This is a genomic window from Salicibibacter cibarius (assembly GCF_016495725.1).
Lineage (GTDB): Bacteria > Bacillota > Bacilli > Bacillales > Marinococcaceae > Salicibibacter > Salicibibacter cibarius.
This window is the reverse complement of the sequence record NZ_CP054705.1, coordinates 714,092-727,176: the sequence shown is the minus strand read 5'-3', so window position 1 is coordinate 727,176 and position 13,085 is coordinate 714,092. Positions and strand designations below refer to the sequence as shown.

Genomic DNA, 13,085 nt, shown 5'->3' with positions numbered 1-13,085 from the left:
TTGCTATCCTTATCAGGCCCTCATCAACCACCGAAACAAGAAAGGCAAAACAATGAAGATAGAAATAACTCGTATAATGTGCAAGCTTGCGACAAGCGTCGGTTCAATTTGCAGCGCAACGGCTGTTGATGCCATTTCGGCCGCACCGGCAGGGACCGTGCTTAACAGGCTAGTCAAATAGGAAAGAGGCGTTAACCAAAAAAATAACACGGCAATCCCAAGGCTGCATAAGAGGTATAAACCCAACACCTTCAAGCTTGCCAACCCAATTGACTTTAACCTCTCAACGGTACTACGCTCAAAACGTATGCCGACCATTGCTCCGATTAACCCTTGCCCGATTCCGGAAACATATCCCGGTACCTCACCGATATTGACGATAAATTCACTGCCCAGAAACCCAAATGCAATAGAATAGATCAAAATACCGCCCGGAAAAGAAATGAGTCGGTTCAAAACGTAGGATCCCAAAATAATGATGGCGAAAAAAGAAAACTGTAAAGTTGTTGGGATTAACAGCGTTTCCGGTTGCATGTCCATATTTCCTTGTCCATACACCATCCCTATCCCAAACGGAATAATAAGCACAAACATCGTAATTCGCGCGGTATGAAAGGAAGCAACGATACGTTGGTCTGCTCCGTAGTCGCTGGAGATCGCGATTACTTCCGAAGCCCCTCCCGGAATCGTGCAAAAAAAAGCGGTTCGCCGATCCAGATCTGTCCAACGATCAAGAAGAATACCAAGTAAAAGCCCAGTCAGTAACGTCAACACTAATGTGATGAATAACGGAAAAAGATAATGGATTAACTGTTGAAATAAATCGGTTTCCATGATAAGCCCGATATTGATGCCTACCATCGCCAGCGCCATTTGAAAAGGCCATCCCGAAAAATCAAACGCACGTATAAATAACCCATAAAATATGCCTGTCAGCAAACCGCCAAGCAACCAACCGGCCGGAACACCAATCGACGAAAAGAAACCTCCGACCATTAGTGCCACGGCTAGAAACAATAACTTATAGACCTTCATCATTATACACGGCTTTCTTTATTTGATGCCTTTCTTTCTGTCAACCGTTTGCATTATACTCTTGCTCCATTTTAACGGCAATTGGCCATCTTGATAACCATAAGATAAAATATAGAGACACTCAATCACCAATCGCCGTTATCGTAAACAAGGGGGATTTTACTATGCGCCTCTTTAAGCATGCAACCGTTCGCACGCGTATTATTTCTATTTTCTTGATACTAACATTCTTACTTTTGTTCTTATGGATGGTTATTTTTACAAAAATCGAAATTCAAAATGTAGAACAAGAGTATGCTCAATTATCAAGACAGACAGCAAATAGTCTTGCTTTTATGCCAGCAATGGCAGAAGCAGTTACCAATGATGAACAAATGGAAGCCCAAGAGATCATTAACCAACTGCAACTGCAAGCAGATAACCCGATCATCACCGCTATTTCGCAAGATGGTTATTATGTCTATCATCCGGAAGAAGAAAAAATAGGCGAAAACGTGGATGATAGCCAGTTTACCCCTGCCATTACATTTGGTTCTTTTATCACTGAAGAAGATGAAGGGGTGTTCGGCCCATCAATGGTGACAACTGCCCCCATCTATGAAGCGGTAGGGGAAGCAGATCAAGTCGTAGGCGCAGTAACGGTTGAATATTTGTATGAAGATATTAACGCCTCGGTTTTTGACAAATTGCTGCGCTTAGGCTTTGTAGCAATCTTTGGTGTTGCCGGAAGCATTGGAGGCGCGATCATCATAGGCAAAAACATTCGTCGTGATACACTGGGAATGGAACCGGCGGAGATTGCTGAATTATATCGGGAACGGGAAGGGATGCTTGATTCTGTAAAAGAAGGTGTCGTTGCTGTTAATCAAGAAAAACAAGTCACTTTGTTAAACCCGGCAGCACAAACGATATTGGATGCTTTGAACCTTACGAAGGAAAGTGCGTTCATCGACGTGCTTGGCTTATCCGAAACATTGGAACAAGGCGATATTGTTGATGACGATGAACGTATGCATAACGGTCAAGTATTGATAGCAAGCAGGCGCCCGCTTTTTGACGGAGAAAAAATCGTCGGTGCCATTTGCAGTTTTCGAGATAAAACCGACATGAAACAACTCCGGGAAACGATCATTCAAGTACAGGGTTATTCTGATGGATTGCGAGCGCAAGCGCACGAATTTAAAAATAAACTGTATGTCATTATGGGATTGCTGCAATTGGGAAATGACGAGGAAGCGCTTGAATTAATTGAAAAAGAAACGACTGTTTCAACAACGGCAATGCCTCTTTTTCACTCGATTAAAGACCCCGGCATCCAAGCAATTCTTCTCGGAAAAATGGCGAAAGCAGCCGAGAAAAAAATTCATTTATGGGTGGATGAAAATAGCACGCTTGAACGCACATCCTACCCGGCATCCGACGTGGCTGTCATGCTCGGAAACTTGCTCGATAATGCCATTGAGGCAGTTGCTCCAACAACAAAAAAAGAAGTCGCCGTATTCATCACGGACGTAGGCAACGACATTGTTATCGATGTGCAGGATTCAGGACCGGGCATCGATCAAGCAATGCAAGCGGACATATTCCAAAAAGGAACTTCTTATAAAGGAACTGTTCGGGGATTCGGTCTTTCAAATGTACTGGAAACTGCGAGGAAGTACGGAGGGGATGTAGATGTTTCAAACCCTGTTGAAGGCGGTGCAGTTTTTTCGCTATATTTACCTAAACATTGGGGGGAATGGAAATGAACGTTATCATCGCTGAGGACGATTATCGTGTGTCACTTTTGCATGAACAATTTTTGCAACCCTTCCCACAATTCAATGTAACCGGCAAAGCATTGAATGGGGAAGAATTAAAGAAGCTGTTAAAACAGGCGCAGCCCCAACTGATTTTGCTCGATATTTATTTTCCCGATATACATGGGACAGCACTACTGTCATTCATTCGCTCGAACTATCCTCATGTTGACGTAATCATTATATCAGCATCCGATAATCGCGACGATTTACTCAAAGCGAAACGCCATGGGGTTTATTATTATTTTGTAAAACCAGTAACCGCATCGGATTTTCAACAAGTGATGAAGCGTTATTTAAGAGACTATGAATGGTTCCAGGAAAAGGCGCCCTTCCAACCGAAGGATATTGAACGCCTATTTGGACATGCTGGCAATCAATATCCTTCCGATAAGCAAAGCGAACTTCCTACCGGCATTGATGTTATCACATTGGAAAAAGTGAAGGAACAACTTACACGTGCGAAGGAAGGGCTTACCATCGACGAAACATGCAATGGCGTAGGGATTTCCCGCACCACAGCAAGACGATACCTCGAATACCTCGTTTCCATATCAAAGGCCGAGCCGAAACTAAATTATGGAGTAATCGGACGACCAGAACGTGTATATGTCACCACGGAAGATTAAACATCCTTTTACAAGGGGTGTTTTTGTTTTGGTGTTAAAGGACAAAAAAGCAAAAATAAATAATAAATGTTATATGCATGAAATGTTGTTGACGATTCAATGAACATGATAGATTATATCGTACAATATTGAAAGCGATTACTAAAGAGGTGAATATATATGCGCAAGTTCGCGCTTATTCTTGCTGTTCTATCAATGGCGGGGTGTTCAGCATCAGGGGACAGCAATGAAGACGCATTCCCTGAGCGCCCCATTGAAATTGTCGCACCCGCTTCCCCGGGGGGCGGTTGGGATATGCAAGCACGTTCCGTACAGCAATCGATCATCCAGGATGATCAGACAGATGAAAACGTCACGGTTGTTAATCAACCGGGCGGTGGCGGAGAAGTGGGCTGGCAATATTTGTTGCAACAGGACGATCCGCATGTTGTTTCCGTAAATTCAAGCTTGCTGTTGACAAGCAGTCTACTTGGACAAACGGACCTCCACCACGAAGATTTTACTCAACTTGGCATGCTCTCCACAGAGTGGTTGGGAATTGCCACTCATGCAGATGCAGGTTTTGAAAATATCGATGAGGTGATGGATCAGCTCAGAGAAGACCCTGAATCCTTAAGCATATCCGTTAGCCCGTCTCTCGGAAGTGGAAATCACCTTTCCTTTGTGCAAACCGCTTTAGAAGCCGGAATAGACCCTGAAGATTTAAATTTCCTTGTTTATGATAGCGGCGGTGACGCTATGAACCCCGTCCTCGGTGGACACGTGGATATCTTAGTGAACTCTATCTCGGATATGGTTGAACAATATGAAGCCGATGAAGTCGATATTTTAGCAGTCAGCTCACCTGAAAGACTTGAGGAATTTCAGGATGTGCCAACCCTCCAGGAAGAGGGCATCGATGTTGTATTCCCTCATTGGCGAGGCATTATGGGCCCTCCGGATATGACGGAAGCCGAGGTGGATGCTTGGGAAGAAATATTGAGTTCTGCAGTTGAAACAGAGCAATTTCAAACAGACTTGGAAAATAACGACTTAGATCCATTATATAGGAATACCGAAGAAACAGAAGAATTTCTGGAAGAGGAAGAAGAATTTTTTGAAGAAATCATTGAAAGCGTAGAACTCGCACCATAGGGAGGTTTCGGAACAAATGAGAGCAGTACGTTTATCATTGCCTATTCTTTTCATCACGATAAGTCTTATTTATTTAATCATGATCTTTCAATTGCCCCCGGCGTTACTGGGAGATCCCTATGCACCAAGGTACTTCCCGATGATTGTCGCTGCAGGAATATTGGTTTTTGCAGTGATCGATTTAATTAACGTACGGACAGAGAATGTAGAGGATAATGAAGATCTGGCTGCACTTATCAAAAAGGATTCACTTAAAGTCATCGGCGTCATACTCGCGTTTTGTGTCGGCTATGCTCTGATTTTTGAATGGGTCGGGTTTCTGGCCGCTACGCTTTTATTCTTGGGAGCATTAATGTTTTATCTAAACGGTTATCGCAGATGGGTATTAAACCTAACAGTAACACTCATTTTCTCGTTTAGCTCTTGGTATATATTCAGCCAATTATTGGAAATTAGTTTGCCGTAGAAGGGAGGGGTTAAGAGATGGATATGAGTATCATTCTTGATGGGCTGATCACTGCGCTACAGCCGATTAATTTGTTGCTACTGTTATTAGGTGCACTGTTGGGAACCATTGTCGGTATTTTGCCGGGATTGGGTCCAGCTACGGGGATTGCTGTGCTCATTCCATTAACGTTTGGAATGGAGCCTGTTAGTGCTTTAATATTAATGGCCGCTATTTACTACGGGGCTTTATTCGGTGGTTCGAGAAGTTCGATTTTAATTAACACACCCGGAGACGGATCTTCGGTCGCGGCTACCTTTGACGGCTATCCGATGACGAAAAACGGACAAGCCGGGCAAGCCATGTCCATTGCTGCAATCGCGTCACTTTTTGGTGGCATTATGGCTATTTTCGGGTTTATTTTTCTCGCCATTCCACTTGCCGATTTTGCACTAAACTTCGGCCCCGCAGAATTTGTATTGCTATTTTTATTCGCTTTATCGATTGTTGTAACGCTGTCTGTGGGAAACACAATCAAAGGGTTTCTTTCGATGTTTGTCGGTTTGGGGATTGCAACCATTGGGGTTGATTTGCAATCGGAAGTGCAGCGGTTCACTCTTGGCATTCCGGAATTAATCGAAGGCATTGATTTCATAGTTGTCATTATTGGCATCTATGCCATCGGTGAAGTGCTTTATAATTTGTTCAATATAAGTCAGCCAAAAACCACGGATCATAACATTGGAAGAAAATTGTTTACAAAAGAACAATGGAAGCGTTCTTTGGGCCCTATTGTACGGAGTGGTCCCATTGGTTTTATTCTTGGTGCTTTGCCGGGATCCGGAGGAACGATCTCTTCCCTGTTTGCCTATAGCGCCCAAAGATCACTATCAAAAAAACCTGAGGAATATGGAAAGGGAAAGGTAGAAGGATTAGTGGCGCCCGAATCTGCAAACAGCGCATCAGCTGTCGGTGCATTAATCCCGACATTGACAATGGCAATCCCCGGTTCAGGGGCAACGGCAGTTATGCTTGGTGCCTTAATCATGATAGGGGTAACCCCAGGACCTTTGCTTTTTGAGGATAGCCCGGATCTTGTATGGACGTTAATTAATAGTATGTTTATTGGAAATATTATTCTTGTCACCCTTAACATTGCGTTGGTCGGCGTGCTAATGAAAGTGTTGCATACGCCTCCGAAAGTATTATATCCCGTCATCCTTCTTCTATCCTTTATTGGAGTATACACCCTTGGTTACAGCACAATCGATTTTTATATCTTGCTAATTGCCGGTGCTGTCGGGCTGTTAATGCGGGTCATGAACTATCCGGTCGTGCCGCTCATTCTCGCGTTAATTGTTGGAGGAGATTTAGAGCAAGAATTCCAACGTTCAATGGTGATCTATGATAATGCATTTGGCATCCTATTCGCGTCACCCATCACCATTGTACTTGGAATTTTGACTCTCTTGTCGATCGTTTTGCCTTTAATAAGCAAATGGTTGAAAAGAAGAAACAGGAAAAAACAACCCTCACAATCGATGTGAGCATTGTAAGCTGTTCGGTTTTACCGAGCAGCTTTTCATGTGAGTCACTGCCTATATTCTATTTTTTCTTGAAACAATGCTTTCACATCTATATGAACACACGCCAGCTTCGGCGAAGTTAATGAATGGTCCTCGCTAAATGTTCCATGCAAATGATATCTCCCCTCGCCCAACACGAATTGATCAACGGTCTCGTGAGGAGGATCGACGACCCAAAACTCGGGAATGCCAAAGTGTTCGTATATCGCTTTTTTATTTATTTTATCGTGTTTCCCAGATCCCGGGGACAAAATTTCCACAACAAGATCGGGCGGACCTTCAATTTTTTGACCATGAACAATATGCATATTTTCATTAGAAATAAAAATAACATCAGGTTGTAACACATTATCTTTATCCAAATGCACATCCATCGGGGCTACGACGACAATCCCGTTTGATTGACAAACATCATGCATCACGCTCGACATTTTTGTAGCCAAAAGCTGGTGATCAAGTCCCGGAGAGGGCGATAAATAATAACGAGCCCCGTTGATGATTTCATACCGTTCTTCGATAAGCGGTCTTTCATAGGGAGCCTCAATTTCAGAAAAAGTCTCCGGTTGTTCTTTCACCTTATTTGTTTTGCCGATAGGTTTTCGTTCACACATTTAAAACACGCCTTCTACAAGTTTGTTGATTTAATCATACCATATGTGTCCGTCATGTATTTTAGCCTTTTTATAAAATAATTTATAAAAATATAACCAATTATTATTTATAATCAAAACTAATATATGTTACCTTATTAATAACAACGAGAAGGCAGGTGGGAGCATCCATGTCAAACGACAAAATTGCACTTGTTCCTTATGGGCTAGGCCCAATAGGAAAAGAGATTTTAAAGAAAGGAGTGACAGATGAAGCATTTGATGTAATCGGCGGGGTTGATATTGATCCGGAATTGATCGGAAAACCGCTGACGTCCACTCTTCAGGGAGAAGGGCCAAAAGACGCCGTTGTTGTCTCCGATGTTTCTGAACTATCTGAGAAGGCCGAACCTTATCAACAAAAAATGGCCGTGCATGCAACCGGTTCCAATGTTCCTTCCGTGTGGCCGCAAATTCGGCAATTGCTTGATCATGGTTATCATGTCGTGACCACTTGTGAAGAAATGCTCTATCCGTGGGATCGGTATCCGTCTCTCAGTCAAGAGATTGATGAATATGCGAAAAGCAAAGGTTTATCCGTCATTGGAAGTGGCATCAATCCCGGATTTGTAATGGATTCCCTCCCACTCACCGCCACAACTGTGACGGATCGCGTCCGCTCGGTGAAAGCGATTCGCCAAGCGAATGTTGGAGAACGGCGGGTCCCGTTACAGAAAAAAGTTGGGATAGGAAAAAGTGAAGAAGACTTCCGTCAACTTGCACAGGATGGGAAAATCGGGCATGTCGGCTTGGAGGAAACCGTTCGTCTTGTTGCCGCCGGATTAAACGTCAAAATCGAGCATTTGGAAACAAAACTGGAACCGACGTTTGCCACCCAAGACTATGAACTTTCCTGGTTGACGCTTAAAACTGGCGAAGTCAGTGGCCAACACCAAACAGCAAAAGCTACCACTTCAGAAAACGTAAGCGTTGAGATGGAGTTAACAATGGCTTTAGGCGTCGAGTCGAAAGATGAAATCTTCATCGAAGGAACGGACCCGGTTCATGTCATTATTCCAAACGGAATTTTCGGCGATACCGCGACCGCTTCCATGATCATTAATACCGGCAAACGAATTGTTACGCAGCAAAAACCGGGATTATTAACCATGCTGGACGCCGGGCTTCCTTTTCACAGTGTCCATCCGATCCCTGCACAGGTAAACAGATGAACCTTTTATCATTCCGCTATTTTATGGAAGTCGCGGATACCCTAAATTTCAGCGAAGCATCCAAACGGTTGCATGTGAGCCAACCCGGTTTAAGCCAGCAAATTTCATCATTGGAAAATGAAATCGGCTTCAAATTGCTGAAAAGAACGACGCGGCAAGTATCCTTGACGGAAGAAGGCGCCTACCTTTACGAACAGTTATATCCGTCTTTTCATAAAATTGAAGACCTTATCCATGAAGTCGTTAAATCTAAAAGAATTCCGCAAGCAACGGCGCGGATATCATCCGTGCCATCAGCGGCAAGCATCTGGCTTCCACAGTTGTTGAAAAAAATGCAAGCAAAACTTGATACAGTTGAGTTATATATTGAAGAAACGACATCAGCGCAGGCAATCGAAGCAATAAAAAAACAACAAAGCCACCTCGCTTTTATTCGTACACCTGCTGATTTAAACGAACTCCGGAATATGAATATCGCTGCATTGGAGTTAAGCAGACATCCATTGGTGGCCGTCCTGTCAAAAAATCACCCGTTGACCAATGAACAAAGCCTTGATTTGAAAAAACTTAAAGGCGAGGCTTTTATTCATTTTCACCCAAAAAATTCACCTACGCTTTACTATTTATTGGAAAGGGCTTGTCTTGAGGCTGAATTTGTGCCAAACACGCTTTGTGTCGGCCCTGAATTGCGGACAATTGAAAACTTGATTAGCCACGAAATCGGCGTCACGCTTATGCCTGCCGATATGGCCGCTGTCATGACAGAAGAGCATGTAACATCCATTCCCATCGCGGGTGAAGACTACATGAGTTCCATCTCACTGATTTGGGAGGAAACACCTTATACACCTTTTATTACGAATGACTTAATCGCGATTGCAAAAAAAGAATTTTCTTATTTTATTCATGAATAGGGATTTTTTCATAGTTTTATAATATAATGACATGGGAATTTTATTTTAATTTTTTTAAGGGGGTCACCATTATGAAAAAGATATTGGCCAAGACAATTGCCGTCGGTTCAGCCACGGTACTGCTCACCGCTTGCGGTGATTTCGAGGAAGAATTGGAAATTCTCACGGGTGGTGAACAAGGCGCTTATTATCCATTGGGGGGCCAACTTGCCACATTAATTAATGAAGACGTGGAAGATTACGATGCTTCTCATTTTGCCACGAGCGCCTCGGTTGTAAACATTAACGATATTGCCGATGACGCAGGGGATCTTGCTTTAACGCAAAATGATACCGCTTACTATGCCGTCAATGGCGAGGTTGATTTTGAGGAACCGGTGGAAGGATTTAGTGCAATGACCTCCCTCTATCCGGAAGTCATTCAGATTGTAGCTACGGAATCTTCCGGCATTGAAACCGTGGAAGATATGGAAGGCATGAGCGTTGCTGTCGGGGACGCGGGTTCAGGCACGGAAGTCGTGTCCCAACAAATTTTGGAAGCCCACGATATTACGTATGACGACATAACGGTAGAATACCAAGACTTTGAAGATGCTGCTGACGGCTTACAGGATGAGAACATCGATGCCGCGCTTATGGTTGCTGGGGCACCAACAGGAGCAATAGAATCGTTAGCTGCCCAACAGGATATTACGATGGTTGAAGTGGAAGAAGATGTAGCGGACGAACTGCTTGACGAATACCCGTACTACACGGAGCATGAGATTGAAGCAGGTATGTACAATGAAGATGACGATGCTACGAATACGCTGGCTGTGCAAGCCATGCTCATCGCCCATGACGAGTTGGATGAAGAGGTCGTTTACGAAATCATGGAAGTGATTTATGACAACACGGACAGCTTCGAGACCGCCCACGAGTCCGGAAGCTATATTGATCTCGAAACCGCCCAGGATGGAATACCCATTGACCTTCATCCCGGTGCGGAGCAATTCTATGAAGATCAATAGGTGAGCGCATGAGAACCAGCTTAACTTTTTTGCAAGGGAGACAGGGAGTCTTCTTCCTCTTCCTTGTTCCTCTTCTTTTATTGATCGTCTTTTGGGAACAAACGCCGAAGTTACAAGTTGTCGCTACAGCGTCCAATGACGTTTTATTCGAAGAAGAGATTCAGCCGGGAGACACTTTTTTTCATGAATATATCCATTCGGTCATGAAAACGCCGATCCGGGAAGTTTTTGAGATCAATGATGATTTTGAAATCGTATCGAAAGAAACGTGGACCCAGGCCTTCGGTGCCGGTATCCCCTATGACTCCAACGAACCAATTCGTAAAGAGGATGACTTTTACATCATTCCCGATGATGGAAGGGTTGTGGAAGAGTTACGATTAATCCCATCCAACCTCTACACACACACCTTCGAATTTAAAAATGAAACCCTCTATTTATCAGACATGGAGGAAGATGACCGCCGCGTCATGATTCACGTGCAAGGAGGATAGCGTGATGGCAGATACTTCAAAACAGCACGAGGAAAATATGGAAACCATTGAAGCTCCGGAAGAAACAGCGGAGCAAGCGATGGAAGCAGAAGGAAGCGACCGAAGCGTTTTCGGTTGGAAAGCGATACTGATTCTCATCATATCTGTTGCGCTTTCTCTTTACCATTTATATACGGCCGGTTTCGGTTTGATCGTATCCACAAATCAGCACTTATTTATTCACCTGCTTGCTGGGCTCATCCTTATTTTCCTTATCTTCCCTAGAAAAAAAGGATTGGGTCAAACGACCATTGCCTGGTATGACATGGCACTCGCGGGAATAGTGCTCGTTGTGGGCTCATTTGTCATGCTGAACCAAACCCACCAAACGATACTCCAGGGAAGTATGGAGACGAGCCATATGTTCGCCGGGATTATCATGATCCTATTGCTCTTGGAAGCGGCTCGGCGAGTAGTTGGAAAACCTTTATTGATTATTGCTTTTATATTCATTGCCTATTATTTCTTAGGGGATTATTTGCCCGCGCCCTTTGGGCATAGTCGGGCCAATTTTGAACAGTTCATTTATGAAATGATGTACACCTCGACGGGAATCTTAGGAACTCCTTTGTCTGTTTCGGCTAATTATGTTTTCATTTTCATTCTGTTCGGAGCAATTTTGGAAGCGACCGGCGCAGGCAAAATGTTTATCGATCTGGCTCTCCGCGCCGTCGGCCATTCTCGGGGCGGACCGGCAAAAGCAGCCGTCGTTGGCTCCGGATTTATGGGCTCCATTTCCGGAAGCTCGGTAGCAAACGCCGTTACTACCGGTACATTCACGATCCCGCTTATGAAAAAGGTAGGGTTCCGGCCACAAACAGCAGGCGGAATCGAAGTCGCCTCATCATCAAGCGGACAGTTTTTGCCGCCGGTCATGGGCGCTGCCGCCTTTCTCATGATTGAATACACGCCCTACAGCTACGCGCAAATTATGGTTTCCGCCTTAATTCCCGCGATATTAACGTATATCGCGATCCTTTGGATGGTTCACATCGAATCATTGAAACACAACATCCAGGGATTGGCAAAAGATTCACTCGTTTCCGGACGAAAAAGTTTGTTGCAGCAGGGTTATCTGATTGTTCCGATCATCGCGCTTGTGTATTTTGTCATGGCCGGGAACACCGTCTTTAATGCTGCCTTTTATTCGATTGTGATGCTTTTGACGGTTGCTGTTCTCGCCCATCGCTTGAGGGGGCGTTTCGGAGCAGGATTGCTGATTTCAGGGATGCTCGCAATAATTGCGTATGGCATGCATTATTTCTTCGGTTGGCATATGGAAATTTCTATTATGATCGCAATCGGAGCCTTTATTTGTGTGTTCTTCGTGCTTTTTCAAAATAAATTCAAGATTGCCTCTGCCCCTATTAAATTCGGATTTCGCGAATTAATGGTCAGCCTTGAAATGGCGTCACGAAAAGCACTCACTGTCATTGCCGCCTGTGCAACCGCAGGTATCCTCATTGGCATCATTAACTTGACGGGACTATCCGGCTCACTTCCTACCATTATCGTAGGTTTTGCAGGCGATCAATTGCTTCTTGTTCTCTTTTTCACCTTTATCGCCTGTCTCATCGTCGGACTGGGACTCCCGACAACAGCAACTTATGTTATTTTGGCATCCATGATCGCACCGGCGCTTATCGAGATGAACGTGCCGATTATGGCTGCACACTTATTCGTTCTTTACTACGGTGTGCTTGCCGATGATACGCCTCCGGTGAACTTGCCGGCGTATGCCGTATCCGGGATTGCGAAAGCGGACCCGATCGTTACCGGAGTCCAAGGCTTCAAGTATGACGCCGGGGCCTTGTTGCTCCCATTTGTGTTCGTCATGAATACGATCATCTTGTTATTGCCTGAAAATCAAGGGATGTTTGCCTGGTATGAAATTGTTTGGGCCATATTCACCGCCCTCGTCGGCATACTGGCATTCGTCACCGTCATCCAAAACTATATGTTCGTAAAATACCGCTGGTTTGAGTGGATATTGGCCCTCAGTTCCGCGCTAGTATTCATTCACCCTGCTTTTGTTTCAGACCTCATTGGTGTGGCGCTCTTTGCGCTACTCATCAGCATTCATTTGCTGCGCAAAAAAGCGATAGACCGAGAGGACAGAGTAGAAGTCACGGCCTAAAAAAGAAGTCTGCCGAGGGATGTTTATGGCCCCGGCAGGCT

Annotated in this window: 12 protein-coding genes; 10 read left to right on the top strand and 2 right to left on the bottom strand. The window is 44.4% G+C overall.

Annotated elements, in window-relative coordinates:
* Positions 1-12 precede the first annotated feature (12 nt).
* Positions 13-1,038 carry an AbrB family transcriptional regulator gene (locus tag HUG15_RS03770; protein ID WP_211202339.1) on the bottom strand — a complete coding sequence of 342 codons (1,026 nt, stop codon included), beginning with the start codon at positions 1,036-1,038 and terminating at the stop codon, positions 13-15.
* 161 nt (positions 1,039-1,199) lie between these two features.
* On the opposite strand from HUG15_RS03770, the gene HUG15_RS03765 reads away from it, so the two are divergent.
* The 5 genes from HUG15_RS03765 to HUG15_RS03745 all read left to right on the top strand — a co-directional run bounded on the left by HUG15_RS03765 (position 1,200) and on the right by HUG15_RS03745 (position 6,589).
* On the top strand, positions 1,200-2,783 hold the full coding sequence (locus HUG15_RS03765) for a sensor histidine kinase (RefSeq protein WP_200127148.1): 1,584 nt from the start codon (positions 1,200-1,202) through the stop codon (positions 2,781-2,783).
* The gene (locus tag HUG15_RS03760; protein ID WP_200127146.1) at positions 2,780-3,463 is read left to right on the top strand and encodes a response regulator; all 684 of its coding nucleotides are present in this window, start codon (positions 2,780-2,782) and stop codon (positions 3,461-3,463) included. Before HUG15_RS03765 ends, HUG15_RS03760 begins: the two co-directional genes overlap by 4 nt.
* 159 nt (positions 3,464-3,622) lie before the next feature.
* Positions 3,623-4,597 (top strand): tripartite tricarboxylate transporter substrate binding protein, encoded by a 975-nt coding sequence (locus tag HUG15_RS03755; protein ID WP_200127144.1) that lies wholly within the window; start codon positions 3,623-3,625, stop codon positions 4,595-4,597.
* 16 nt (positions 4,598-4,613) lie between these two features.
* A complete protein-coding gene (locus HUG15_RS03750; RefSeq protein ID WP_200127142.1) occupies positions 4,614-5,063 on the top strand; it encodes a tripartite tricarboxylate transporter TctB family protein in 450 nt (149 codons plus the stop codon).
* Between the two features lie 23 nt (positions 5,064-5,086).
* Positions 5,087-6,589: a tripartite tricarboxylate transporter permease gene (locus tag HUG15_RS03745; RefSeq protein WP_200128824.1), complete on the top strand. Its 1,503-nt coding sequence runs from the start codon at positions 5,087-5,089 to the stop codon at positions 6,587-6,589.
* 44 nt (positions 6,590-6,633) lie between these two features.
* On the opposite strand, the gene HUG15_RS03740 is transcribed toward HUG15_RS03745, so the two are convergent.
* Positions 6,634-7,239, bottom strand: coding sequence for a Uma2 family endonuclease (locus HUG15_RS03740; RefSeq protein WP_200127140.1), 606 nt, complete (start codon positions 7,237-7,239; stop codon positions 6,634-6,636).
* 170 nt (positions 7,240-7,409) lie between these two features.
* Here HUG15_RS03740 and HUG15_RS03735 point away from each other — a divergent pair, with 170 nt between their 5' ends.
* The 5 genes from HUG15_RS03735 to HUG15_RS03715 all read left to right on the top strand — a co-directional run bounded on the left by HUG15_RS03735 (position 7,410) and on the right by HUG15_RS03715 (position 13,044).
* Positions 7,410-8,450, top strand: coding sequence for an NAD(P)H-dependent amine dehydrogenase family protein (locus HUG15_RS03735; RefSeq protein ID WP_200127138.1), 1,041 nt, complete (start codon positions 7,410-7,412; stop codon positions 8,448-8,450).
* Entirely contained in the window at positions 8,447-9,364 is a 918-nt protein-coding gene (locus HUG15_RS03730) for a LysR family transcriptional regulator (protein ID WP_211202338.1), read from the top strand. The genes HUG15_RS03735 and HUG15_RS03730 overlap by 4 nt, the downstream gene beginning before the upstream one ends.
* 71 nt (positions 9,365-9,435) lie before the next feature.
* Entirely contained in the window at positions 9,436-10,374 is a 939-nt protein-coding gene (locus HUG15_RS03725) for a TAXI family TRAP transporter solute-binding subunit (RefSeq protein ID WP_200127134.1), read from the top strand.
* An 8-nt stretch (positions 10,375-10,382) separates the two neighbouring features.
* Positions 10,383-10,868 carry a DUF1850 domain-containing protein gene (locus tag HUG15_RS03720; protein WP_200127132.1) on the top strand — a complete coding sequence of 162 codons (486 nt, stop codon included), beginning with the start codon at positions 10,383-10,385 and terminating at the stop codon, positions 10,866-10,868.
* A gap of 4 nt (positions 10,869-10,872) precedes the next feature.
* A complete protein-coding gene (locus tag HUG15_RS03715) occupies positions 10,873-13,044 on the top strand; it encodes a TRAP transporter permease (protein WP_246516476.1) in 2,172 nt (723 codons plus the stop codon).
* Positions 13,045-13,085 lie beyond the last annotated feature (41 nt).

Coding starts and splice junctions, on each gene's coding strand:
- HUG15_RS03735 (WP_200127138.1), top strand. CDS start 7,410: ATGTCAAACGACAAAATTGCACTTGTTCCTTATGGGCTAGGCCCAATA.
- HUG15_RS03760 (WP_200127146.1), top strand. CDS start 2,780: ATGAACGTTATCATCGCTGAGGACGATTATCGTGTGTCACTTTTGCAT.
- HUG15_RS03720 (WP_200127132.1), top strand. CDS start 10,383: ATGAGAACCAGCTTAACTTTTTTGCAAGGGAGACAGGGAGTCTTCTTC.
- HUG15_RS03755 (WP_200127144.1), top strand. CDS start 3,623: ATGCGCAAGTTCGCGCTTATTCTTGCTGTTCTATCAATGGCGGGGTGT.
- HUG15_RS03745 (WP_200128824.1), top strand. CDS start 5,087: ATGAGTATCATTCTTGATGGGCTGATCACTGCGCTACAGCCGATTAAT.
- HUG15_RS03725 (WP_200127134.1), top strand. CDS start 9,436: ATGAAAAAGATATTGGCCAAGACAATTGCCGTCGGTTCAGCCACGGTA.
- HUG15_RS03740 (WP_200127140.1), bottom strand. CDS start 7,239: ATGTGTGAACGAAAACCTATCGGCAAAACAAATAAGGTGAAAGAACAA.
- HUG15_RS03715 (WP_246516476.1), top strand. CDS start 10,873: ATGGCAGATACTTCAAAACAGCACGAGGAAAATATGGAAACCATTGAA.
- HUG15_RS03770 (WP_211202339.1), bottom strand. CDS start 1,038: ATGATGAAGGTCTATAAGTTATTGTTTCTAGCCGTGGCACTAATGGTC.
- HUG15_RS03750 (WP_200127142.1), top strand. CDS start 4,614: ATGAGAGCAGTACGTTTATCATTGCCTATTCTTTTCATCACGATAAGT.
- HUG15_RS03765 (WP_200127148.1), top strand. CDS start 1,200: ATGCGCCTCTTTAAGCATGCAACCGTTCGCACGCGTATTATTTCTATT.
- HUG15_RS03730 (WP_211202338.1), top strand. CDS start 8,447: ATGAACCTTTTATCATTCCGCTATTTTATGGAAGTCGCGGATACCCTA.